At 35.5% G+C, this 22903-nt stretch carries 28 protein-coding genes and 1 tRNA gene; 28 read left to right on the top strand and 1 reads right to left on the bottom strand.

The genetic code is table 11. From position 1 onward, the window contains the following. The first annotated feature begins 36 nt into the window (after window positions 1-36). From IGK72_RS08490 to IGK72_RS08355, 28 genes are all read left to right on the top strand, one after another. A complete protein-coding gene (locus tag IGK72_RS08490; protein ID WP_010710204.1) occupies window positions 37-672 on the top strand; it encodes a DUF4355 domain-containing protein in 636 nt (211 codons plus the stop codon). A 13-nt stretch (window positions 673-685) separates the two neighbouring features. Beyond that, the gene (locus IGK72_RS08485) at window positions 686-1582 is read left to right on the top strand and encodes a hypothetical protein (protein WP_002363368.1); all 897 of its coding nucleotides are present in this window, start codon (window positions 686-688) and stop codon (window positions 1580-1582) included. 70 nt (window positions 1583-1652) lie between these two features. Then, window positions 1653-1985, top strand: a complete 333-nt coding sequence (locus IGK72_RS08480; RefSeq protein ID WP_002363369.1) for a phage head-tail connector protein — start codon at window positions 1653-1655, stop codon at window positions 1983-1985. After that, window positions 1982-2257 (top strand): hypothetical protein, encoded by a 276-nt coding sequence (locus IGK72_RS08475; RefSeq protein ID WP_002378454.1) that lies wholly within the window; start codon window positions 1982-1984, stop codon window positions 2255-2257. Before IGK72_RS08480 ends, IGK72_RS08475 begins: the two co-directional genes overlap by 4 nt. Next, a complete protein-coding gene (locus IGK72_RS08470) occupies window positions 2254-2592 on the top strand; it encodes an HK97-gp10 family putative phage morphogenesis protein (protein WP_002388190.1) in 339 nt (112 codons plus the stop codon). Before IGK72_RS08475 ends, IGK72_RS08470 begins: the two co-directional genes overlap by 4 nt. Then, entirely contained in the window at window positions 2589-2981 is a 393-nt protein-coding gene (gene gp17, locus IGK72_RS08465) for a tail completion protein gp17 (RefSeq protein WP_002363373.1), read from the top strand. Before IGK72_RS08470 ends, gp17 begins: the two co-directional genes overlap by 4 nt. 18 nt (window positions 2982-2999) lie before the next feature. Then, on the top strand, window positions 3000-3605 hold the full coding sequence (locus IGK72_RS08460; protein ID WP_002388189.1) for a phage major tail protein, TP901-1 family: 606 nt from the start codon (window positions 3000-3002) through the stop codon (window positions 3603-3605). Between the two features lie 2 nt (window positions 3606-3607). Next, window positions 3608-3916: a hypothetical protein gene (locus tag IGK72_RS08455; protein WP_002388188.1), complete on the top strand. Its 309-nt coding sequence runs from the start codon at window positions 3608-3610 to the stop codon at window positions 3914-3916. A gap of 62 nt (window positions 3917-3978) precedes the next feature. Beyond that, window positions 3979-4377, top strand: a complete 399-nt coding sequence (locus IGK72_RS08450) for a tail assembly chaperone (protein ID WP_002388187.1) — start codon at window positions 3979-3981, stop codon at window positions 4375-4377. A 68-nt stretch (window positions 4378-4445) separates the two neighbouring features. After that, window positions 4446-4751 (top strand): hypothetical protein, encoded by a 306-nt coding sequence (locus IGK72_RS08445; protein WP_002364305.1) that lies wholly within the window; start codon window positions 4446-4448, stop codon window positions 4749-4751. Further along, the gene (locus IGK72_RS08440; RefSeq protein ID WP_002398616.1) at window positions 4738-9192 is read left to right on the top strand and encodes a phage tail tape measure protein; all 4455 of its coding nucleotides are present in this window, start codon (window positions 4738-4740) and stop codon (window positions 9190-9192) included. Before IGK72_RS08445 ends, IGK72_RS08440 begins: the two co-directional genes overlap by 14 nt. Then, window positions 9189-9911 carry a hypothetical protein gene (locus tag IGK72_RS08435; protein ID WP_002363380.1) on the top strand — a complete coding sequence of 241 codons (723 nt, stop codon included), beginning with the start codon at window positions 9189-9191 and terminating at the stop codon, window positions 9909-9911. The genes IGK72_RS08440 and IGK72_RS08435 overlap by 4 nt, the downstream gene beginning before the upstream one ends. After that, window positions 9911-11356, top strand: a complete 1446-nt coding sequence (locus tag IGK72_RS08430; protein WP_002378447.1) for a phage tail spike protein — start codon at window positions 9911-9913, stop codon at window positions 11354-11356. The genes IGK72_RS08435 and IGK72_RS08430 overlap by 1 nt, the downstream gene beginning before the upstream one ends. Before the next feature lie 98 nt (window positions 11357-11454). Further along, on the top strand, window positions 11455-12102 hold the full coding sequence (locus IGK72_RS08425; protein ID WP_430619600.1) for a hypothetical protein: 648 nt from the start codon (window positions 11455-11457) through the stop codon (window positions 12100-12102). A 16-nt stretch (window positions 12103-12118) separates the two neighbouring features. Then, window positions 12119-12571 carry a hypothetical protein gene (locus IGK72_RS08420; protein WP_002363384.1) on the top strand — a complete coding sequence of 151 codons (453 nt, stop codon included), beginning with the start codon at window positions 12119-12121 and terminating at the stop codon, window positions 12569-12571. Window positions 12572-12589: 18 nt separating this feature from the next. Further along, window positions 12590-12985 (top strand): hypothetical protein, encoded by a 396-nt coding sequence (locus tag IGK72_RS08415; RefSeq protein WP_002363385.1) that lies wholly within the window; start codon window positions 12590-12592, stop codon window positions 12983-12985. Window position 12986: 1 nt separating this feature from the next. After that, window positions 12987-13109: an XkdX family protein gene (locus IGK72_RS08410; RefSeq protein WP_002368228.1), complete on the top strand. Its 123-nt coding sequence runs from the start codon at window positions 12987-12989 to the stop codon at window positions 13107-13109. 10 nt (window positions 13110-13119) lie between these two features. Beyond that, window positions 13120-13500: a phage holin family protein gene (locus tag IGK72_RS08405; RefSeq protein WP_002378446.1), complete on the top strand. Its 381-nt coding sequence runs from the start codon at window positions 13120-13122 to the stop codon at window positions 13498-13500. A 12-nt stretch (window positions 13501-13512) separates the two neighbouring features. Next, window positions 13513-14814 carry a LysM peptidoglycan-binding domain-containing protein gene (locus IGK72_RS08400; RefSeq protein WP_002388176.1) on the top strand — a complete coding sequence of 434 codons (1302 nt, stop codon included), beginning with the start codon at window positions 13513-13515 and terminating at the stop codon, window positions 14812-14814. Between the two features lie 836 nt (window positions 14815-15650). Continuing rightward, window positions 15651-15851: a cold-shock protein gene (locus tag IGK72_RS08395; RefSeq protein WP_002357053.1), complete on the top strand. Its 201-nt coding sequence runs from the start codon at window positions 15651-15653 to the stop codon at window positions 15849-15851. Window positions 15852-15922: 71 nt separating this feature from the next. Further along, complete coding sequence (locus tag IGK72_RS08390; RefSeq protein WP_002364188.1) at window positions 15923-16174, top strand: hypothetical protein; 252 nt, start codon at window positions 15923-15925, stop codon at window positions 16172-16174. 640 nt (window positions 16175-16814) lie between these two features. Beyond that, a tRNA-Ile gene (locus IGK72_RS08385) sits at window positions 16815-16888 on the top strand. 29 nt (window positions 16889-16917) lie between these two features. After that, entirely contained in the window at window positions 16918-17859 is a 942-nt protein-coding gene (gene hemH / locus IGK72_RS08380; protein ID WP_033624657.1) for a ferrochelatase, read from the top strand. 754 nt (window positions 17860-18613) lie between these two features. Beyond that, a complete protein-coding gene (locus tag IGK72_RS08375) occupies window positions 18614-18985 on the top strand; it encodes a type II secretion system protein (protein WP_174094738.1) in 372 nt (123 codons plus the stop codon). Further along, window positions 18975-19409: a competence type IV pilus minor pilin ComGF gene (gene comGF / locus IGK72_RS08370; RefSeq protein WP_002357060.1), complete on the top strand. Its 435-nt coding sequence runs from the start codon at window positions 18975-18977 to the stop codon at window positions 19407-19409. Before IGK72_RS08375 ends, comGF begins: the two co-directional genes overlap by 11 nt. Then, window positions 19409-19762 carry a competence type IV pilus minor pilin ComGG gene (gene comGG, locus IGK72_RS08365; RefSeq protein ID WP_010825349.1) on the top strand — a complete coding sequence of 118 codons (354 nt, stop codon included), beginning with the start codon at window positions 19409-19411 and terminating at the stop codon, window positions 19760-19762. Before comGF ends, comGG begins: the two co-directional genes overlap by 1 nt. A 128-nt stretch (window positions 19763-19890) precedes the next feature. Further along, complete coding sequence (locus tag IGK72_RS08360) at window positions 19891-20898, top strand: class I SAM-dependent methyltransferase (RefSeq protein ID WP_002357063.1); 1008 nt, start codon at window positions 19891-19893, stop codon at window positions 20896-20898. 24 nt (window positions 20899-20922) lie between these two features. Beyond that, a complete protein-coding gene (locus tag IGK72_RS08355; RefSeq protein WP_002357064.1) occupies window positions 20923-22110 on the top strand; it encodes an acetate/propionate family kinase in 1188 nt (395 codons plus the stop codon). 111 nt (window positions 22111-22221) lie between these two features. Here the strand turns inward: IGK72_RS08355 and IGK72_RS08350 are convergent, their stop codons facing one another. Beyond that, window positions 22222-22695, bottom strand: coding sequence for a universal stress protein (locus tag IGK72_RS08350; RefSeq protein WP_315986275.1), 474 nt, complete (start codon window positions 22693-22695; stop codon window positions 22222-22224). Between the last annotated feature and the right edge of the window lie 208 nt (window positions 22696-22903).

The raw sequence follows: 22903 nt of genomic DNA, 5'->3' as shown, positions 1-22903 counted from the left end.
ATTTCGATTAGCCACGTAATGGCTGGAGGTTTTAACATGAACGAAGAAAAACACTTATTATTACCGATGGATTTACAATTTTTTGCAGATGAGCCAAATTCTGATGAGCCAAACTCTGACAATTCAAACGAATCTGGGAATTCATCGACAAAGGATTCTCAAAATCCCAAAAATGAAAATCCAGACGGAAAAGAAACTGGAAAGACTTTTACCCGTGAAGATGTATCAAAAATGATTGCAGCAGAAACTAAGAAAGCAGTGGAGCAAGCAAAATCTGATTGGGAAAAGCAAAAATCTTACGAGCAAATGACTGCGGAAGAACGTGTTAAGGCGAAAGAACAAGAAGCCGCTGACAAAGAAGCACTAGCGGAAAAACGAGAAAAGGAAGCCCAAGCTCGTCTTGACCGTTTAACGCGTGCCGAATCTGTTCGTAATGATTTATCCGAGAATGGCCTTTCCGACTACGTAAGTGCTGCGCAAGCCGATTTATTGCTTGTGAAAGATACAGACGAGGATACAAAGAAAGCTGTAGACGAATTAAAACAAATTATTTCAAAAGCTAGAGATGGTATCCAAAAAGAATTGCTGAAAGGTCAAACTGTAAACGTTGCTACAGCAACAAAAGAGACCGATTGGCGCAGCAATTTGACTAAAAATTTAGAAAAGAAATAGGAGATGAAAAATTATGCCAGTTATTTTAGATAGCAAAGATTTAAAAGCAATTGACAAAGAATTTGCCGCAGGTTCGCAAGTTTGGGATTTATTGAAAGGTGGAGCTGCTGCAGTAACTGAAGCGGATTTTGTAGGCGCAAAAGAAGTCCGCATCAACAAAATGAAAGGTTTTACTGCTAGTGATTATAAACGTAACGAAGACAATAAACGTTCTAAAATTGATGTGGCAAAAGAAACGTTCAAATTAGAGAAAGAGCGTTGGTTTGGTTATGACTTAGACACATTAGATCAATCAGAAAATGCTTCCTACGAAGTTCAAGCGCTTGTGGAAGAGCATACTCGTTTAATTGCGATTCCTGAAAAAGATCGAACTGCTGTACAACGCTTATTAGAAGCGGCATTTGCTGAGGCTGCGGATGATGATAGCGAAGGAAAATACGTTGGAAAAACGGTAAAAGAAACCATTACTACAGAAAACTCTTTAGCTTCTTATGACGCAGCAGAAGCGTATATGACAGATGCAGAAATTGTCGGTCCGTTTATTATGTTTGCATCCACTGACTACTATTCAGCATTAAAAAATGCAAAAGGTGTTTCAAAAACATTTACTACGAACGAGCAACAAATTTCAGGTATTAACCGTAAAGTTGCGCAGTTAGACGGTTCCGATACTATTATTCAAAAAGTTGCAAAATCTCGTTTACAGGTAGATTCTACGAAGAAAATTAATTATATTCTTGTGCCTTTGATGGTTTGTTCGCCAGTTGAAAAATACAACTCTATTGATCTAATTCCAGCTTCACAAGACCGTGACGGCTACAGAGATACCATCAAAGGATTAAACTATTATGATGCTATCGTAACTGAAAAAGCTCGTCCTGCCATTTACGTTTCTTACGATTCAAAGTAAGCGCCCCGACCGTTAAAAAGGTAACACCAACGGCAGATGGGGCAGTTGTTGAAGCAGAGTAGGTGAAAAAATGACTCTTTCAGATTATCGCGTACTACTGGATATTTCAGAGGATACCTACGAAAAAGATAAGGCAAAAATTATCAAAATCTGGGACATTACTGAAAAACAGCTGCGAGTAAAATTGAAAGCTGATAAAATACCAGAAAAATTGGACTATATTGTTCCGTCAATTGTAGTGAAACGATATAACCGTTTAGGTTTTGAAGGCATGGAACAACACTCTCAATCAGAAGAAACAATCTCTTATAATTTGGATGACTTCGGGGAATTTCAAGATGAGATTAACGATTATCTTGAAGAACAAGGCTTGATTCGTAAAAGGAAGGTGTCCTTTTTATGAGAACATGTATTGATTACTACAACAAAAAACACGAGCTAATTTCGGAAAAACTGATAGGTAATGTAACCGAAGTCGGAACGGAAAAACAAATGACCATTTTCCCTAACATAAAGGAGCAGATGGTCATTTTTCGTTTTAGAGACCGCCTAGCTATTCGTTCAGGATTTCTTGAATACTACGACGAAGAAGAACAAAAAAATCGAAAATTTACCGTTGTTAAAAATTTGCGTGTTAGCAAAGGAACTTCGGTTTATGGAAGCGAATATCGATGACTTACCGAGTAGATATTTCAGGATTGGATGATTTAATCGAAGCGATTGAAGAAGCGAAAAAGCTAGACGATGTAAAAGAGGTCGTCAAAAATGATACTGCTTATATGGCAAATCAAATTGCAGAAGAAACACCAGTCAGAAGTGGATACTTAAAACGAAGTGAGACACCTTCTATTAAAGATGACGGAATGACTGGCGAAGTTGAAGCGATGGCTGACTATTCAGCATATGTAGAATATGGAACGCGTTATATGTACGGACGTTTCTATATGAAAAAAGGGCAAACAGCAGCAGCTAAAAGATTTCTTGATAATATGGAGGCGTTAGTAAAATGACCTTTAAAGACCCGTATTCAGAACTTTACGAAGCGTTATTTGTCACTTTGGAGCAAACAGGCTATGAAACCTATGGGCATTTGCCAGATGACGACGCTTCTTACCCGTTTGTTTTCTTAGGTGAACAATGGTCTAAGGATAGACAAACAAAAACAAGAACGTTAGGTTCAACAAATATTATGATTCATGTTTATGATCATGACGACAAACGTCGAGAATTAAATCAAGTATTAGCCGATGTGCGAAAAATCGTTCATGAATTGCATCAGACTAAGAACTTTAATTGGTTAGTGACAGAAAGTAGCACAGAAGTAATTTATGAAAATACAACCAATTTTGGTACGAGCCTTGCACACGGTGTACTTGACATCACGTTAGAATTTGAATAAGAAAGAAGGAAACTCGAAATGGAAAAAGCAATTCAAGGTAAAAAAATTAAGTTAATGTTTCGACTAACACGTGAACGTGCGACAACAGCAGCGAAGTTATTAGCTTTAGAAATTTCACACGAATATAAGTCAGAAACAAAAACAGATACACAATCAACAAAAGACGGGAATGTTCCTACCTCAGGAATGCCGTCAGCTTCCATAGAAATGGAATTTTTACGGACAGGCACAGAAACTTACAACATGTTGAAATATGCGTATCGTAACGGGCTAGAAATTGATGTATGGCGCATTAATTTTGATAAAAAAGACCCGAAAACAGGAAAATACGAAGCGGAATTTGGCACAGGCTTGTTGGATTCATTCGGAGATTCTGCCGAGTCCGATTCTAATTCAAGTATTAAACCAACTCTAGTTTTAAATGGTGACCTAGTAGAAGGTTGGGCAACGGTTGACGCCGAAAATGAAGAACTTGCGCGTGCTTTCTTCTACGACACAGTGGCTGGTGCGGAACCAGAAGAGCCTGTAGAAAAATACACACCAAAAACAATTGAAGTACCTAAAGTTGAAAGTGTAACGCCGATATCAGATGGCGCCGTTGTAAAAGTGAAGGAGGAAGAATAATCATGGCAATTATTTATCGTATTTACAAAGGTAGTGAAAAAGTAGTTGAAGGAGCAAGTCCATTAACTATTACAGGACTTGATGCAGGAGCAAAAGTAGCAGCAGGAACGTACCATATTGTACGTGTGCAAGATGAAAAAGAATCTGAAAAAGTAGCTATTCCAGCTTTTACCGTATTGGCGGGGCGCTCTTTGGAAAATAAACCAACAGAAGCAAATACTATTCCTGAAATCAAAGAATGGTTAACCGCTCACGGTATTGATTTTACAGGAAAAACAACGAAAACAGATTTATTAGCATTAGTACCATAATTAAAAATCAGGAAGTAGGCGGCAATGTGAAGGCATTGTCGCTTTTTTAGGAGGAATTTTACATGTCAACAAACGTAAAACCTGTCGCAACAATTAACGGAAAAAAATATCCTTTGATTTTCGGTTTTAAATTTTTAAACGAAATTAACGCATTAAAACCTGACGTTGAAGAAGTAGACGGCTTCGTTCAATTGGTTGGTGGGTTACAAGATGGCGACGCTTTTGCCTTTCAAAAATTAATGCACGCAGCGTTAATTACTTATGATGACTTAACAACGAAAGAAATTGACGACTACTTAGAAACGTCGGAAGAGGCTTTAACGTTGTTTGAAAATTTTATCTCTTTCTTGGAGCAAGCACCGTTAACGGCTCTTCGGACGAAAAAATCACTAGAAGCAATCAAAAAAATCATAGCTTACATGGAACAGATACAAGCCAATCAACAAGAAACGACAGCCTAGATTATGACGAAATAGTTGTCACTTGTTTTCAACATTTCCCCAATATCACTTTAAAAGAAATTGAGCGTATGACTCCTTATGAATTTAATTTACGGATAAAAGCTGTAAATTTACGTGCAATTAACGAAGAAAGGAAACTATACGTTAACGCATTAGCTACACGTATTTTTACAACACCAGATGAAAAAGGGCAACGCTATATTTTTAACGAAGTGAAAGATGTCTATGACTTTGAAAAGCTTGAACGCGATGTGCGAGGGGAAATCTCGCAACGAGAAGTGGAAAAGCTAAGTGAGCTAGAAGAAAACGCTCGTCGATTAGAACAAGCAAGAAAAATTGTTGAGGAAAGGAGGAAACAACGTGACACAAAGTAAAACGGTAACAGCCATACTTACAGCACGTGATAACAATTTTACCAGTGCGATGAATGGCGCTGTGTCTTCGCTAAAAAAACTTAATTCAAATGCTTCTGATATTCCTAGTAATTTGAATACAGTGAATGGTGCGATGAAAAGTTTCGGTGATAAAACCGCAAGTATCGGCCAAAGCATTGAAAAAGTCGGCGGTTCGATGACTAAAGGTATTACACTCCCAATTGCGGGTGCCGTTGGCGCAGTAACAACCGCAGCGGTAAAATGGGAAAGTGCCTTTACTGGAGTTAAAAAGACCAACGATGAGATGGTCGATTCTAACGGTAAAGTCATTTATTCTTATGATGATTTAGAAAAAGGCCTTAGAGATTTAGCAAAAGAATTACCCACTAGTCATGAAGAAATTGCAAAAGTAGCAGAAGCAGCTGGACAGTTAGGAATAAAAACTGATAAAGTTGTCGGATTTACTAAAACAATGATCGATATGGGCGAATCAACAAATATGTCTGCAGATACAGCGGCTACATCCCTAGCTCGTTTTGCTAACATTACGCAAATGTCACAAGATAAATTTAGCAATCTTGGTTCAGCGATAGTTGACTTAGGTAATAATTTAGCGACTACCGAATCAGAGATTACAGAGATGGGCTTACGTTTAGCAGGTGCAGGAAAACAAATTGGCATGACCGAAGGAGACATTGTAGGTTTTGCGGCGGCGTTATCATCTGTTGGTATAGAAGCCGAAGCGGGCGGATCGGCATTCTCTAGATTAATGGTACAAATGCAATTAGCAACTGAAACAGGAGTTGAAGCTTTTGCGCCTCTGAAACAAGCAGTAGCAGAGCAAGGCGTGTCTTGGGAATCTTTTGTGCATGCTGTAAACTGGGGTGGAAAAGAACTGACGGCAGTTTCTAAGCAAATGGGAATACCTACCTCAGAATTAAAGAAAATGTATAAAGAAGCTAGCAAAGCATCAGGTAGTCTGGAAGATTTTGCAAATGTAACAGGTCGAACTAGTGAAGAGTTTGCACAATTATTCAAAAGCAATCCATCTCAAGCACTAATTGAATTTATCCAGGGCTTAAAAGACTCGGAAAAACACGGAATATCAGCTATTAAAGTGCTCGACGATATGGGAATTACAGAAGTTAGATTACGTGATAGTTTATTACGTGCAGCCAATGCAAGTGATGTCTTTGAAGGGGCTGTAAAACGAGGTAACGAAGCGTTTAACGAAAATACAGCTCTAGCAGAAGAAGCTGGTAAACGATACGGAACTACAGAATCACAGTTAAAGATTTTACGTGGTCAATTAAATGATGTAGCAATTACGTTTGGCGGTCCATTAGTAGCCGCATTAAATAGTGCGATAAGTGCTGCTAAGCCTATGATTGAAGCTTTAGCAAATATGGCAGAAGCTTTTGCATCAGCTGATCCAAAAACGCAAGAGTTCATTTTGAAAATGGCTGCGTTAGCCGCTTCTGCTGGCCCTGTGTTAAAAGTTTTTGGGAAAATGACAAGATTTTTCGGCAAAACGATTTCGACAATGTTTGAAACCGCAGGGAATATTGATAGCAAGTGGCAGCAATTTATTACTAAACCTATTGTTAATGGCTCTGGTAGTGCATTACAAGCTGTAAAAGGGTTTGTTTCTAAATATAAATCAAATCTAGCAGGGCTTGAAAGCGCAGGAGTTAATGTAAATGTATTAACAAGATTTACCACGTTAGGAGAGACTATTTCAGGTCTTTTTCCTACGCTAGATACATTTAGAGCAAATCTACGAGCAAGTCAAAGACAGCTAAATATGCTAGGGGAAGGGAATAAAGTTACTAACTTTTTCCGTTCTTTTTCTGCTTCTTTACAATTATCTAACAGCAAATTAGCGAAATTTGCCTCTGTTGTTATTAATCCTGTAGGGTCGCTAAGAAACCTATCCTCTGCAGCTGGCAAATCGGGAACGGTTTTATCAGGGCTTGGCGTAGCCACCTCAAAAGCAGGTGGAGGTTTTAGAACATTTGCGGTAACGGGTATACGATCTATAGCTAGTTTAACAGGAGCTATGTTGAGCAATCCCATAACAGCAATTTTAGTAGCAATAACCGCTACGATAGTTGGTGTAGTGCAAGCTTGGAAATCCAATTTTATGAACATTCAAGGCTACGTGAAAACTGCTTTTAGCGGAATAGTAAAATCGTTTAAAAGTGTACTTCCTAGCTCTGCGAGTGTTACTAAAACAATAAAAGGATTAGGAAATACATTTAAATGGTTAGGTACTGGCGCAATTGTTGGTGTCACTTTTGCAATAGCAGGTTTTGTAGATGGCTTACGTACTATCGTTACTGTAGGAAAAACGGTAGTAAATGCAATAATGGCAATTTCAAACGGTGTAAAAGGACTTTGGAAACGATTAAAAGGCGATTCTAAAGGTGCTGATAAAGCATTTAAAGATATGAAGAAAAGCTTATCTGATATTGAAAAAGATTGGGATACAATGTTTTCTGATTCTGCCTTAAAAAAAGCTGCTAAAAGCACCGAAGAATTAGGTAAAAAGTCCAAAGACACTACTAAAGCAATTTCGTTAAATATGGAAGAATCCTCTTCAAGTGTTGAAAATTATTCTTCAAAACTTGATGAAGCTAAACAGGCAATGACTGAACTTTTCTCACAGCAAAATGGTAGTACGGCTGGCGTAGAAACTTATTTCAAGAATACACTTGATTTAGTTACGAATTTAAAGGAACAACAGAAAAAGGCTGTTGAAACCTATAACAAGCAAATTGAAGCGGCAGAAGGAAAATCAGAAGCAGAGAAGCAAAAGATTTTTGCCAATGCTTCAAGCCAGTATATGAAAGCTGTTCAAACGAATAATAGTGATTTATTGAAGGTATATACTGATTATTCTAACCAATTGAAGAATAATAAAACAGTAGAGGGTCAAGAATTGACAGAACAGCAAAGAGCTACTTTGCAAAATCAAACGAATATTATTCGTGATCAATTATTACAACAGAACCAACAATTTGTTGAGGCTGGTATGAATAAGTTGGCTAATAAACAAGCATTAAGCGAGCAAGAAAAAGAACAAACTTTGACAAGCTTGCGAACGCTTGGGGAAATTCAAGCGCAACAAGTGCAAGAAAATAACGCCCAAATTCAGCAACTAGAAACACAAAAGAACCAAGCAAAAACAGAATCTGAAAAAGCAGCTTTCCAAAATCAAATTACACAATTACAAACGCAAAATGCTCAAATACGACAAAGTGAATTAGAGCAAGGAGCTCAACTTCTATCGATTATTTCACAAAATGGTGCAAATAAAATTGCAGTGACAGCTGATAATTTAGCACAACTTAAAGGCGTTACAGACCAACAGCTTTTAGGCATTTATCAATCTTATGTAAATAATGGTGCTAGCATTGACCAACAAATGGCTTTATTGGCAGGAATGCTACGTCAACGAGGGATTGATGGCTCTAACGGACTGGTTCAGGGATTGCAAAGTAATGATCCAACGAAGTGGGCGAATATGTCAAGAGCTGACATTGTGAATACTTTACAAGCGTTGCCTCCTGACTTATTTAGAAATGGTCAAGACGGGAAAAACCAGTTAATTGATGGATTAAACTCTGGAAAAACACAACTTAATAATGTTGGTAAAGAATTGATGTCTTCGATGAATAGTGGTCAATCTTCGCAAAAATCTAATTCTAAGAAAGCTGCCGCTGATAATAGTAGTGCAGCTGCTTCTGGAACAAGAAGTAAAAGTAATGAACATAAAAATGCTGGTAAAAGCAATGCTCAACAGACAAATGCTGGAATGAATTCTGAAAAAGGAAATGCGAAGAATTCTGGAAGTCAGCTAGGTGCGGCAACAATTCAAGGATATTTAACTCAGTTACCCCCTGCAAATAATGCTGGAAGGTCTTTAGGAAATGCGGTAAGTCAGGGTGCAGGTTCTGTAGATATGAGCCCTGTAGGTTCAAATATGGCTAGAGGTGTTGCTTCTGGTATTCGTGCAAGTCAGGGCGAAGCAGTGGCTGCTATGCAAAATTTAGTAGCCGCCGTTAATGCAGAAGCACAGAAAAAAGCAAAAATTAAATCACCATCACGCCTATTGAAATATGATGTTGGTGTTTTCCTTGCACAAGGTGTAGCTGCAGGTATTCGAGAAGATACGTCGGTTGCCGTACAAAGTGCAAAAGATATGATTTCAAGTATTCATCAATCTATTACGGATAGCCGTTTGATGAAACGTTCAAATGCAATTGAGGTAAAACACTCTATAGATAATACGCCAATGGGAAAAATGGTAGAAATTTTAGAAGAAATACGACATTTAACTGTCGTGATGGATACTGGCCAAGTAGTGGGAGCGCTAGGTAGCCCAATGAATCTTAATTTAGCAGAACAACAAAAGCAAGATGGGAGGTATCGTAGTTGATTGAAATTGTAGAATATATGGCCAAAGGTCGTTTTAATAGCAAAGAACATGGTTTCTACATTATTGAACACGATGCTCCTTCAGCGGAAGAAGTGGAAATTATTGAACAGATCCCTTTCATGCAAGGTCAGTATGATTTTTCCATGCTTACAGGAGAACGAATTTTTAGTAATCGCATTGTCACTGTTACTTTTTGGCGACCTAATACGCCATACGAAGAACGAAAGGCATTAGAGGCGAAAGTAAAAGAAGAGTTGATGATGGATGGAATTGATTACATTGATGATTCTTGGTTACGTTCAGGGCTTCGCTGGTATGGAAAATGCAAAAGTGTGAAAGCAGAAGATGACTCGTCAAGTAATTCATTAACGTTAACCGTAGAATTTGACGTGTATCCTTTTGCTTTAAGGGAAAATATTTCTTATTCCGATGTCTTTGACGAGGACTATTTCACAGACGATAGCGCCGACAATTGGACAGGCTACTATATTCACGGAAAAAGAGAAATTTTTCTTATCAATATGGGAGCGAATGCTTCTAGTCCAACAATAAAGGCAACGTCTACAATGCAATTAACTACTGATGACGGAACAACAATAAAAGTTCCGAAAGGCGAATCGCAAGATTATTTCTTTAAATTAAAAAGAGGGACCAACCACTTAACTATTTATGGCGAAGGTCATATCTCTTTCTTTATGTCTAGTGAGGTGATGGTCTAATGTATCGAGTATTATTGTTTGATAATCCGAACAGAAAGAATCCAAAGATTGTTCATGAGCCATATAGCTATGGTGAGAAAATCAAAGATAGTGAAGTATATTTATCGCTTAACGGATTAGGAATTTCTACTTTTGAATTTACCTTTAATATTAACAATAAATACTATCAAAAGATTGAGCCGATTATTCACTTTATCCAGATTCTGGATGTTACAAGAAATAAAGAAATTTTTTATGGTAGAGTTGCTAAAATCACGAATAAAATGGAAGCATCAGGAAGCTTTTCTCAAACTCTTTTAGCGGAGGATGAGAAAGCTTTTTTATATGATTCTGTTCAAACCTATATGAAACCAACACGGATGACTGTATCTGCTTATTTACAAAAAATACTCGATGCACACAATAAACAAGTTGAAGCGCATAAGCAGTTTCGGCTTGGTGAAGTGAATGTTGTAGATAATGGGGACTTGCTAAGAGGATTAGGCTATCAAAGTACAGCGGATACCATTAAAGAAAAATTGTTGGATAGGCTGGGCGGTACGTTAACACTTCGACGCGTTGGAAATATAAATTATTTAGATTATCTATCTAATTATGGTGTGAACAGTGAAACTCCTTTACAGTTAACCAAAAATCTAAAAAGTGCTACTCGAGATATTGATATTTCTGAATTGTTTACAAGGATTGTGCCCGTCGGTCAAGATATTGAAGATACGTCAAATACTGATATTGAAGTGGGAACAGATTTTTCACGACCTAAATACACCATCGAAAAAGTAAATGGCGGTAAGAATTACCTTGATGATGAAGCGTTAATCAAAAAATTTGGATTAAACACGGGTATTGTAGAATTTTCAAATGTCAAAGACCCATCAATTTTAAAACGTCGAGGGTTGCAATGGCTAAAAGACCAAAGCTTGATGCTGGTAACTTGGACAGTTGAAGCCATTGAGTTAGGGCTATTGGATAAACGGTATGAATTAATCACTTTAGGAAACAGTTATAAAGTAGATAATCAATTTATTTATGCTGTAGAACGATTACAAGTGATTGAGAAAAAATTTAGTATTTTAGAACCGCAAAAGGTTACTTTGACTATTGGTTCGAAAAAGAAAAAACTGACCGATTATCAAAACGAAATAAAAGCTATTCAATCCAATTTAGTAAACGTAAAAAAATTTGCGACGGCAGGAGTTCAAAACATATCAGAGTTGATAAAAAGACAGGAAGAATTTGACAATGATTTATCTGTTCAAAGTAGTAAAGTTAGTTCTTTGGAAGACTTAACCAGTGAATTATCAACAACCGTGACAGAATCGACGGAAGCCTTTAAACAATTAGCAAGTGATTTAACAAATACAGTCGAATCTGTAGGTACTGCTCAAACTGAGATGAAAAAGGCGTTAGACGATTTAATTAAGCGCGTAGAGAAATTAGAAAAATAAGAGAGGTGAGACGGTTGGCACAAGAATTTAAGGATACTTGACCAACAAATGAACCAAATACAACAGTTGATTATCAAGACCCGACCGATGTCGATGAGGTGCAAGATGAAATAAAAAACGGTGTGATTGATCCTATTTCTCAAACGTTCGCTTTGTGGATTCGAACAAAGATGTATCGACGACATGTTCGAGAATCTTTAGCTCGTATGATGGAGTATACCAGTGTTTTATTTAATAAAATAAAGGCTATTTCTGAAAATACAGAAAAACGCCAATCTAAAGTAGAACAACGTCAAACCAATTTAGAGGAACGTTTTAAAGATGTAATCGCAAATGCTACAACAGATAGCGAAGTTATCGATGCTCGAAGTAGTGAACGTTTGGGGAATTTTAAAACGTTGGATGAACGGCTAGAATATTTTGAAAATATTATTGCTTCTGTAATTCCAGTTGGTTTTGATGTAACTATTGTTCACAATTTAGGAGCTCAACCAGTCGTTAATGTTCGTACTTGGACACATGGTATAGGTGTACTGCCTTTAGGTACAGAACCAACAGGGTTATTTGGCGGTAGTGCTTCTCAATCAATTCAAAGCACTGTAAGACATGTTAATTCTTCAGAGTGCATTGTATCTATTCCTTTGGATTATACAACGGAATTTTTACCAGTAAAAATTAATGAATATAAATATTTACTTATAGATGAAAAAAATAGTCGATCCATAGTGTTTGATTTAATTATATAGAAAGGATGTTGAGAATATGGAATTAACCAGAATTTATCGAGGGATGGAGAACGGAGCAGAAGCTATTGAAGAAAATTTTGATAGTCTTGAAAAGTTACTAAATAAGTTATCTGAAACAAATATTTTAAATGTAGGTAAAAAAGTTTGGTCAGGAGCATGGTATATGGGGGAAAATCAATCAATTAATCCGAGTTTACCATTGGATCAATGTCTTTCTGGCTGGTTATTTTTATATCAACCATATAACACAAGTACAAGCCTAGGAGACAATTGGGATTTGAACTATGTATTTGTTCCAAAAACGCATATAGTGGAATTTGGAGGTCGTGCGGTTGTTCATCATTTAGAAACATTGAATGGAGCAAAATACAACAAATATATTTATATAAGCAATACGCAAATTTTAGGCCATAAAAATAATAATACTGCTTCAAAAACTTTTGTATTGACACGGGTGTATGCAATTTAAGAAAGGAGAAAGTTAGCTATGAAAATTTGGATTGAAAATAGAATTGGCTATTTAGAAGGTTATTCTACAATGGAACAACCAGATAATGTTGAGCTTGAAGTGAAAAAAGAACCGTTTGATTTTATGAATTGGCGTTATGATGGCGCACAATTGATTCATGATCCAGAAAATGCACCACAACCAGAGCCAACACCACCAACCGACATTGAGGTATTACAAGCCGAAAATGCGGAATTAAAACAATTGAATTCAAAACTCATGGTTAATGACGTGAATTTAAAAAAAGAGCTTTCAGAAGTAACGAAAAAAGCAGATAATTTTGCGCAAATTAGTGCAAAATCAATGCTTGCGATTAATCAATTAACCAATCAGGTAAAAGAAATTAACGAAAAATTAGCAGAAGGAGTGGAATAAAATGTTTACATTTGATGACATTAAAATGATGTATGACTGGGGCTGTTTTACAGATGAACAAGTAATGGAGTTTGTCCCACTTTGCATTACAGAAAAAGAAGCGAAAGAAATTGTCGGAAAGTAGGTAAGTAGGTTTGGCGTTATTTGATTTTTTGGAGCGTTTTGTAGCAGACCCAGATTATAAAGCAGTATATGTTTTAATGTTGATTTGTATTGCAATGACTATTGATTTTATTAGCGGCACTATCGCAGCCAAGATAAATCCAGAAATTGAGTTTAAAAGTAAAATAGGGATCAACGGAATATTAAGGAAAGTAGCAAGTATTGTCTTGCTGCTTTTTTTCATTCCCTTAGCACCGTTAGTACCTGGTGGCGCTGGTGTGGGGCTATTATATGTTCTGTATGTTGGCTATCTGATGATGGAAATTAAATCGATATTTGAGAACTATCAGAAGATGGGAGTAGTTACGGAGCTATTTGAAGATTTCATAAAAAATTTAAAAAATAAAAAATAGGAAGGTGTCTTTATGAAAAAAATTGTAACGTTGATTATTGTAGCGTTGGTAGCAGTTACTCCTTTAAATGTATTTGCTGCAAAAGGTGACCAAGGCGTTGACTGGGCGATTTATCAAGGCGAACAAGGTCGTTTTGGCTATGCGCATGATAAATTCGCTATTGCCCAGATTGGTGGCTACAATGCTAGTGGTATTTACGAGCAGTATACCTATAAAACGCAAGTAGCAAGTGCTATTGCCCAAGGCAAACGTGCGCATACCTACATTTGGTATGACACTTGGGGAAACATGGATATTGCGAAAACAACAATGGATTACTTCTTGCCGCGTATTCAAACGCCTAAAAATTCCATCGTTGCATTAGACTTTGAACATGGAGCGTTGGCTAGTGTTCCAGATGGATATGGAGGATATGTAAGTTCAGATGCCGAAAAAGCAGCAAATACAGAGACAATTTTGTACGGTATGCGCAGAATCAAACAGGCTGGCTATACTCCAATGTATTACAGCTATAAGCCATTTACACTAAATCATGTAAACTATCAACAAATCATCAAAGAGTTTCCTAACTCTTTATGGATTGCTGCGTATCCTATTGATGGTGTGTCACCAAATCCATTGTATGCTTATTTCCCAAGCATGGATGGTATTGGCATTTGGCAATTCACATCCGCTTATATTGCAGGTGGTTTAGATGGTAACGTAGATTTAACAGGAATTACGGATAGTGGTTATACAGATACCAATAAACCAGAAACGGACACGCCAGCAACAGATGCAGGTGAAGAAATCGAAAAAACACCGAATTCTGATGTTAAAGTTGGTGATACCGTCAAAGTAAAATTTAATGTCGATGCTTGGGCAACTGGTGAAGCTATTCCAGATTGGGTAAAAGGAAACAGCTACAAAGTGCAAGAAGTAACTGGAAGCAGAGTATTGCTAGAAGGTATCTTGTCATGGATTAGCAAAGGCGATATTGAATTGTTGCCAGATGCTACAACTGTTCCCAATAAGCAACCAGAAGCAACACACGTGGTTCAATATGGCGAAACATTATCGAGCATTGCGTACCAATACGGAACAAACTATCAAACATTGGCTGCATTAAATGGATTGACAAATCCAAATCTTATTTACCCTGGCCAAATTTTGAAAGTAAATGGATCAGTAGTAAGCAACATTTACACAGTTCAATACGGTGATAATTTATCAAGTATTGCAGCTAAGCTTGGTACGACTTATCAAACCTTAGCTGCATTAAACGGATTAGCAAATCCTAACTTGATTTATCCTGGTCAAACATTGAGCCATTGATTTTTTGCAAAATCAGTTGAAATTTAGAGGTAGCTCATTTACAATAGAGTTACCTTTTCATATTATGACTCTTTTCGATTTAGAAAAGAGGTGCTCCTATCTTATGACAAGTTCTTAGGTAGGAGCATTTTAATTTTACTAATAAGTAGCTTAGTTTAAAGCTATTGTATTACATAAGAAAACACCTACCACAGATGCACGTACTTCCCCAAGCAGTTGACTGTGCGGTAGGTGTTTTTTTTAGATTTTACTTGTTAATCATAACCGATTTTCTTTTTTTATAACAAGGTTAAGCTTGAATTTATGAAAAGGATAATGTGTACGGAATTTATCCTAATAAAAATAGAATTAGACTATTTCTAAGCTACTATTACTTGAGAACAGTTTCCTTTTAAATAAGTGGAAAAGTGTAGTATAGCTACTTTAGCGATATTCCTTAATATCCCAGTTCTAATTTAAAGCCAAACACAATTTTGTTAATAAGTCGTGAATGATTTTATTGGTTGAATTAACAAAACTAATTTGCTAGAATAATAAAGCAATTACTTGTAGTAAAAGACTACAGGCCCCTTGTATCATAATTGTGCAAGGGGGTTTTTGTATCGTATATTTATATTTCATGTCTAGAGTAGATGGATTATAACCTTTTTATAGTATTGGTCCATCATGTTTTAATACACTCATTTGCTTTATAGGAAATAGTATGGTATTATAAATAAGTAATCAATTTTGACATGTAACGAGAGCGCTATACATAAGACTATAATTCTCCTTTTGCTTATCAAACATTTTTTGCAACAAATCGCATACAGGGTATGCACAAGGAGGAAACATATATGAACAACGGTACAGTAAAGTGGTTTAACTCAGACAAAGGTTTTGGATTTATTACAGGTGAAGATGGCAATGATGTATTTGCTCATTTTTCAGCAATTCAAGCGGATGGTTTTAAGTCATTAGAAGAAGGACAAGCAGTAACTTTTGATATTGAAGAAGGACAGCGCGGTATGCAAGCTGTTAATATTTTTAAAGCATAATAAAGGTTTTGGTAAAACGTTCCAATTTAATTGGAACGTTTTTTTTATAAGATTAAATTGATAGGCTCTGAATGTTGAAAACGAAAGGAGATCATCATATGGGATTTGGAACATGGAAAGAAGTTATACCATCAGATAAAAGTAAACAGTTTGAAGAAGGACAGAAAGTATCATTTATTTACAGAAAAGAAATTAGAAGTGGTATAATAGCTGTTTTATTAATTAATTCAGCAGTAATTAATATTATAGACAGTTCTAAGCCAAAAAACAAAAAAGAAAAAACAGTAATTAGTTATGAGAAACTATTATCGATGTACCAATAAAAAGACCCTAGTTTAGATTAGGGTCTTTGTGTTAAACTTAAGACAAGGATTTATGGCATACTCTTTTTTCTAAACAGATTCTTTACATGTTAAAGGATCTGTTATTTTTTATTTAAAAATTGTTAGCTTAGCTAGTTAGAGCATACGGCTCATGACCATTAGGTTGATGGTTCGAATTTATCATAGTAGTTAAAACGAAATTATCTTGTGTATATAGAAAACACCTACTTAAGACGCACAATACTTCCCCAAGTTGTGTATGTTTAGTAGGTGTTTTTAATACAGTTGTATATTTGAATTATAAATAAAATACAATTGTTTTGTAAAATGAAAACTTGAAATTAAAAAAAGAAAGAGGTAAAATATCTTTACCAAACAATTTTATTTTTCATTTTATTACTACCTCTTGTCGCCTTACCCCAATGAGGCGGCTTTTTTTACATAAAAATATTGAACTCAAAAAATAGATATTGTAAAATATCTATACATATTTAAACTCTTATTTTTTCACGCAGACCGCCTTTTCTCAATAAGGTGGTCGTTTTTTTGTTGAAAATTGAAAATCAGTAAAGTAAAATTGTTATATATTAAGCTATAACTAGTAAGAACTATTTTATCCCCAATAAGCTAGTTATTACTTGGACCATTAGCTCAGCTGGTTAGAGCAAATGGCTCATGACTATTCGGTCGATGGTTCGAATTCATCATGGTCGATAATAGAATTAGACAGGTAGTGAATTATTTTGAAAAGAACAGGAATTCTCTTAGTGAATTTAGGAACACCAAAAGATTCTTCCAAGACGGAAGTAAGGAAGTATTTAAAAACTTTTTTATCAGATAGAAGAGTAATAAAAATACATCCTATAATTTGGAAACCGATTTTGAACGGTATTATCTTGAATATACGTCCAAAAAAATCAGCAAAACTCTATCAAAAAATTTGTACTGAAAATGGATTTCCTCTTTTGGAATATACTGAGAAACAAATGGAAAATTTGAAAAATATATGTCCAGAAGTGGAAGTTACAATTGGAATGTCATACAGTGAACCGAGTATAGAAACTGCTCTAGATACATTATTATCAAAAGAGATTGAAGAACTCAATGTCATACCAATGTATCCGCAATACTCTGGGACAACGGTAGGATCAGTGTTTGATTCCGTTATGAATTATTTTATAAAAAGTGATAGGATAGTGGATATTAAATTTATTCGATCATTTTACAATAATCCACAGTATATAGGTTACTTTTCAAAAAAAATAAATGAAGCTTTGAATGAAAGTCCAATAGATGCTATCGTTTTTTCATACCACGGAATTCCTATGTCTTATGTAAAAGATGGGGATAACTACCCGGAGGAATGTACTAAAACAACAAAATTAATAATGGATAAATTAGGAGATATTCCTTATTATCAAACCTATCAATCGAAATTTGGGCCATCTGAATGGTTAAAACCAGCAACTGATGATACCTTGAAAAAATTACCATTAAAAGGTATTAAAAATATATTAATTGTTGCACCAGGGTTTGTTGTAGACTGTCTAGAAACAATAGAAGAATTGGAACACGAAAACAGAAACTATTTTTTAGAAAATGGTGGGGAATTCTACAAATATGTTCATCCATTTAATGGGGATATTGAATTTGCAAAATTAGTAAAGGACATTATTTCTTTGTAGTAATTTGTTTCAGTTTTTTATTTTAGTTTGAATTTATTAAACAATTTATTCAGGTTTTGCACGAATATATTTACTGGTATAGCATATAGTAGAATTAAGCAAAAATGAAACGGCTTATCTCCAGTTCAGCATAGGAAATAAGCCGCTTAAAAAAGCTTGATTTTTTTGCACTGCAGTTCGAGTCCTGTATGATCCATAAAAATACGTTGTATGAAAAGTCAATTCTTTTGAGATATTTTTGACTTCCTAATTTGATATACTGCGGAAAGTATCTGAGAATTTATTTAACACATTTTTTATTTACTAAAGAAAGTAAAGATCAGAGCTGTGCAAATAGAAATGATTAAAAACATCCCAATGTCATCATCTAATGTTTCAAAAATTTCAACAGGTTTCATAAAATGTTTAATTATTTTTTTCATTATATTCACCTCAAAAAGAGAATAGAATGAAATATTCTACTTATCCATTGATATATCTAACGATTGACTTACAAAATTGAAACAAAAGCCTAAAAGTCAGTTGGTGTGCTTATTATTATAATACAAAAAAGACCTCCATTCTTTTAAGAATAAGGTCTTTTTTTCGTAGTCGCCTTGTAGGCAAACTATTTCAGTTAGCCGTATTCTAAACTCAATAAAATGTCAAATACTCATACGTGTATTTTTACCACAAAATTTACCACAGATTTGCGGTATTATTTACATATCTTAGATTATCAAAAATGACAAAACAGCTATTTAATGCGTATTGTATGATGTTTTTGTTCCTTAAATTGTTACGGAATTTCAGATGGGGAGTGGCAAATATACGAAGAAAATTAACTATTTATAGCGGTTTTATTTTATTAGAGAGTCTCGTTAGTTTTAGTATTGTATGTGTGATAGCAGGGATATTCTCCCTGACTATTACACAATTAATTCAGCAAAATTATCAACGGGAGCAAGAATTAACGCGCACTCGTCTAGGATACGAAGCAATTTTATTTTTAGAGCAGACGGGTGATTTACGTTTCAAAGAGCGGATATATCAAGGAGAAACTTACCGATTTTCTTTGATGGAGAACGAGGGAAGAAGGATACTAAAAGTCACAGATTCAAGAGGAGCGATTTTGATTGGTCAATAAAAAATATGCGGGTTTTACGATGTTAGAGTGTTTAGTGGCACTAGTCGTTTTAAGTTGTATGTGTCAATTGTTTCAGTTGATGATTCAACAAAGTTTTATCGGAAATCAATATTTGAAAAACAATGATTCGAAATCCTGGCATATTTTTTTAATTCAATTAGAAAAAGAATGTCAAAAGCTCGTTTTCCAAACAGGCTCTGCTCAAGAGATTTCTTTCCTCGACTCAGAAACAAACAAGACTATTTCAATTCAAATCAAAGAAGATAAAATTATTAAGCGAGTCAATGGTAAAGGCTATCAACCGCTGTTAATTGGTATCAAAAATGGACAGTTTAAAAATGAAGGACAATCGTTTACTTTGGAAGTTACTTTTACTTCTGGAAAAACATTTGATAGTTTTTTTCCGATAAAGGGAGAATTTTAATGAGGCAAAAATATTCAGGAAACTTATTGTTCACGGCCATGGCCTTTGTTTATTTGATGAGTTTTCTCGCCCTTCAGTTACTAGAAGAACGTCAGTTAACACAAAAATTTACGCAAGCTACCCAGGAATACTATGCAGGGAAAAGTATCCTTCATTTATTTCTTGCAGATGTTAAACAAAATAGACGAAAGTTAAAAACAGAAGAAAGGTTCGTATACGCGCAAGTGACCCTCGATTATACATACAAAAATGAACAATTAAGAATAACTGTTTTATTAAACAAATCTGGTCGAAAATACCAATATCAAGAGAGAGTTTCTCATCAAAAAAAAGCGGAAACAATACTGGAATAGCGTTGTTTTTCTACAAATTATTAGATTTTAGAAGAAAGACAGTAAAGGCATTGATTATTCTTTCTTTTTTCGTTAAAATAAAACAGGTATGGAAGTTGTTACATTTTGAATAGAATAGAGGTGCTAATTTGTTCCCAGAAAAAATTGAAGAGGCTTTCGAGCCAATGGAACAAGCAATCCAGTTATTGCAACAGTCATTGGATACTTCTTTTTTAGATGCGTATATTGAAAATGGTGAAAATATTTTAGATGATTTTCAAGTACGAGTACTTGACGGAGTACCTAATCCAGAGACAGTGAAACAATTAGAAACGCTGTATCATACGATTAAAAAAATTGATTTAGCTCCTGAAGATGTGCGACGCTTGTCCCAATTACTTTTGTTAAAAGGAACGAGAAAAGAGCAGCTTCAAGCAAATCATCAATTGACGCCAGACGGTATTGGCTTTTTGTTTGTTTATTTAGTAGAACAATTAACAAATAAATCAGAGCCATTAAAAATTTTAGATCCTGCTTCAGGAATGGGAAATTTACTGTTAACGGTTCTGCTGAACCTTGAAACAGCTGGTTACAAAGTTTCTGGTTATGGTGTGGATATCGATGAAACACTTTTGGCAGTATCTTCTGTGAACAATGCTTGGTCACAAGCCAATATTCAGTTGTTCCATCAAGACGGATTGCAAGATTTGTTATTGGATCCAGTTGATTTAGCATTAAGTGACTTGCCGATTGGCTATTATCCAAATGATGAGCGAGCAAAGGGATTTGCTGCTGCTGCGGAGGAAGGCCATAGTTATGCGCATCATTTATTAATGGAACAAGCCATGAAATACGTGAAGCCAGCAGGGTTTGGCTTATTCTTAATCCCGACCAATATTTTAGAGACTGAGCAAAGTGAATTCTTTAAAAATTGGTTGACAAAAAATGTCTATTTACAAGGAATGATACAGTTACCTGATGAATTGTTTAAGTCAGAACAATCACGTAAAAGTATCTTGCTTGTTCAAAACAAGGGTGCAGATGCTGAGCAAGTGAAGGAAGTTTTGTTAGCAAAACTTGCCTCTTTGAAAGATATCAATAAAGTAACGGAGTTCTTTAAACAATTTGAAGCTTGGAAAGCTTCAAATTTAAAATAAAATAGTAACGAAGAGGAGAAAATTATGTCTAAAACAATTGCAATTAATGCAGGTAGTTCAAGTTTAAAATGGCAATTATACCAAATGCCAAATGAAGAAGTGATCGCTAAAGGAATCGTTGAACGTATTGGCTTAAAAGATTCTATCTTCACAATTAAATATGGTGAAGGACAAAAATATGAAGTAATTGTTGATATTGATAACCATGAAGTGGCAGTAAAAATGTTACTAGACCAATTAATCGACTTAAACATTTTAGGTTCTTATGACGAAATTACTGGTGTTGGTCACCGTGTAGTTGCTGGTGGAGAAGAATTTAAAGATTCTGTTGTTATTACAGACGAAGTATTAGAAAAAATTGAAGCTTTATCTGAATTAGCACCTTTACACAATCCAGCGAATGCAATGGGGATTAAAGCATTTAAACATATCTTACCAGAAATCATTAGCGTGGCAGTCTTTGATACGTCGTTCCACACAACAATGCCAGAACACAACTATTTATATAGTGTACCGCGTGAATACTATGAAAAATTTGCTGCACGTAAATATGGGGCACATGGAACAAGTCATCGTTATGTCTCTCAACGTGCTGCAGAAATGTTAGGTCGTCCAATTGAAGACTTGAAAATTATCACTTGTCACTTAGGAAATGGTGCTTCAATCACTGCAGTTGATGGTGGTAAATCAGTCGATACATCAATGGGCTTCACTCCTCTTGCTGGCGTTACAATGGGGACTCGTTCAGGGGATGTTGATGCGTCACTATTGCCTTATTTAATGACAAAACTTGGCTTGACTGATGTACAAGACATGGTTGATATTTTAAACAAAAAATCTGGTTTATTAGGTTTAACAAATGGTTTATCAAGCGACATGCGCGATATTCAATCAAACTTAGATAAACCTGAAGTTCAAACAGCATACAACATTTTTATCGATCGTATTCGTAAATACATTGGTAGCTATGTCACTGTTATGAATGGCGTTGATGCGATTGTCTTTACTGCTGGAATCGGTGAAAATGCAGTTGGCGTTCGTAAAGATATTATTGATGGCATGACTTGGTTTGGTTGTGAAATCGATGATGACAAAAATAATGTACACGGTGAAGAAGCAGTTATCTCAACTGATGATTCAAAAATCAAGCTTCTATTAGTACCAACTGATGAAGAGTTAATGATTGCCCGTGACGTAGAACGTCTAAAATAATTAAACGAACACACCTTGTGAGATGCTCTCACAAGGTGTGCTTAATAGGTAAATAAGAAGAAACTGAGCCAACTATCAAAAGTGATAGTTGGCTCAGTTTCTTTTTATTCTTTATTTTTCTTCATTTTTTGGTAATTTGTTGTCTAAATCCGTCCGTACAACGAGAACATCGCAACTAGCATTACGGATAACTGATTCAGAGACAGAGCCAATAAATAAACGCTCAACGGCATTTAATCCAGTTGCTCCTAACATAATTAAATCAATGTTGTATTCTTTTGGTAATTCTTTGGCAATAATGTTCTTAGGAGAACCATAGGCTAGAACGCTAGAGACTTTTGTTTGTCCCATATCCACCGCTTGTTGTTGGTAGGTGTCTAAGGTTTCTGTTGCCATTGACATTGCTTCTTCTGCTAGCGCACCATCAAAAGAGGACACTGATTGGAAAGAGCGCGTATCAACAACATGTGCTAATAGTAATTCAGCATCGTTTCGTTTAGCGACGTTGACCGCTTTTTTAAAGGCTAAGTCTGCTTCGTCAGAACCATCGATTGCTATCATAATTTTTTGATATTGTTGTAACATAATAACCGCTCCTTTCAGCGTAAAAAAAATCATTAATTGTTTCTATAATAATTGTAAAACAAACAAAGAAAAAAAGAAACTGAAACCGCTTCTTTTTTTCTGAATATTGGCATTTTTTTGTAAAAAAGAACCTGGGACAAAAATCACTTTGGATTTTTGTCCCAGGCTTAAAAATTGATAAACGGCGGAAACAGAAGCAACTCCTTCG

This window comes from Enterococcus sp. DIV0183 (genome assembly GCF_050541505.1).
Lineage (GTDB): Bacteria > Bacillota > Bacilli > Lactobacillales > Enterococcaceae > Enterococcus > Enterococcus faecalis.
This window is presented reverse-complemented; position numbering and strand designations above follow the sequence as displayed.

What these genes read in the sequence shown, in the direction of transcription:
- IGK72_RS08490 (WP_010710204.1), top strand. Translation starts at nt 37, where the DNA reads ATGAACGAAGAAAAACACTTATTATTACCGATGGATTTACAATTTTTT.
- IGK72_RS08485 (WP_002363368.1), top strand. Translation starts at nt 686, where the DNA reads ATGCCAGTTATTTTAGATAGCAAAGATTTAAAAGCAATTGACAAAGAA.
- IGK72_RS08480 (WP_002363369.1), top strand. Translation starts at nt 1,653, where the DNA reads ATGACTCTTTCAGATTATCGCGTACTACTGGATATTTCAGAGGATACC.
- IGK72_RS08475 (WP_002378454.1), top strand. Translation starts at nt 1,982, where the DNA reads ATGAGAACATGTATTGATTACTACAACAAAAAACACGAGCTAATTTCG.
- IGK72_RS08470 (WP_002388190.1), top strand. Translation starts at nt 2,254, where the DNA reads ATGACTTACCGAGTAGATATTTCAGGATTGGATGATTTAATCGAAGCG.
- gp17 (WP_002363373.1), top strand. Translation starts at nt 2,589, where the DNA reads ATGACCTTTAAAGACCCGTATTCAGAACTTTACGAAGCGTTATTTGTC.
- IGK72_RS08460 (WP_002388189.1), top strand. Translation starts at nt 3,000, where the DNA reads ATGGAAAAAGCAATTCAAGGTAAAAAAATTAAGTTAATGTTTCGACTA.
- IGK72_RS08455 (WP_002388188.1), top strand. Translation starts at nt 3,608, where the DNA reads ATGGCAATTATTTATCGTATTTACAAAGGTAGTGAAAAAGTAGTTGAA.
- IGK72_RS08450 (WP_002388187.1), top strand. Translation starts at nt 3,979, where the DNA reads ATGTCAACAAACGTAAAACCTGTCGCAACAATTAACGGAAAAAAATAT.
- IGK72_RS08445 (WP_002364305.1), top strand. Translation starts at nt 4,446, where the DNA reads ATGACTCCTTATGAATTTAATTTACGGATAAAAGCTGTAAATTTACGT.
- IGK72_RS08430 (WP_002378447.1), top strand. Translation starts at nt 9,911, where the DNA reads ATGTATCGAGTATTATTGTTTGATAATCCGAACAGAAAGAATCCAAAG.
- IGK72_RS08420 (WP_002363384.1), top strand. Translation starts at nt 12,119, where the DNA reads ATGGAATTAACCAGAATTTATCGAGGGATGGAGAACGGAGCAGAAGCT.
- IGK72_RS08415 (WP_002363385.1), top strand. Translation starts at nt 12,590, where the DNA reads ATGAAAATTTGGATTGAAAATAGAATTGGCTATTTAGAAGGTTATTCT.
- IGK72_RS08410 (WP_002368228.1), top strand. Translation starts at nt 12,987, where the DNA reads ATGTTTACATTTGATGACATTAAAATGATGTATGACTGGGGCTGTTTT.
- IGK72_RS08400 (WP_002388176.1), top strand. Translation starts at nt 13,513, where the DNA reads ATGAAAAAAATTGTAACGTTGATTATTGTAGCGTTGGTAGCAGTTACT.
- IGK72_RS08395 (WP_002357053.1), top strand. Translation starts at nt 15,651, where the DNA reads ATGAACAACGGTACAGTAAAGTGGTTTAACTCAGACAAAGGTTTTGGA.
- IGK72_RS08390 (WP_002364188.1), top strand. Translation starts at nt 15,923, where the DNA reads ATGTTGAAAACGAAAGGAGATCATCATATGGGATTTGGAACATGGAAA.
- IGK72_RS08375 (WP_174094738.1), top strand. Translation starts at nt 18,614, where the DNA reads ATGATGTTTTTGTTCCTTAAATTGTTACGGAATTTCAGATGGGGAGTG.
- comGG (WP_010825349.1), top strand. Translation starts at nt 19,409, where the DNA reads ATGAGGCAAAAATATTCAGGAAACTTATTGTTCACGGCCATGGCCTTT.
- IGK72_RS08355 (WP_002357064.1), top strand. Translation starts at nt 20,923, where the DNA reads ATGTCTAAAACAATTGCAATTAATGCAGGTAGTTCAAGTTTAAAATGG.
- IGK72_RS08350 (WP_315986275.1), bottom strand. Translation starts at nt 22,695, where the DNA reads ATGTTACAACAATATCAAAAAATTATGATAGCAATCGATGGTTCTGAC.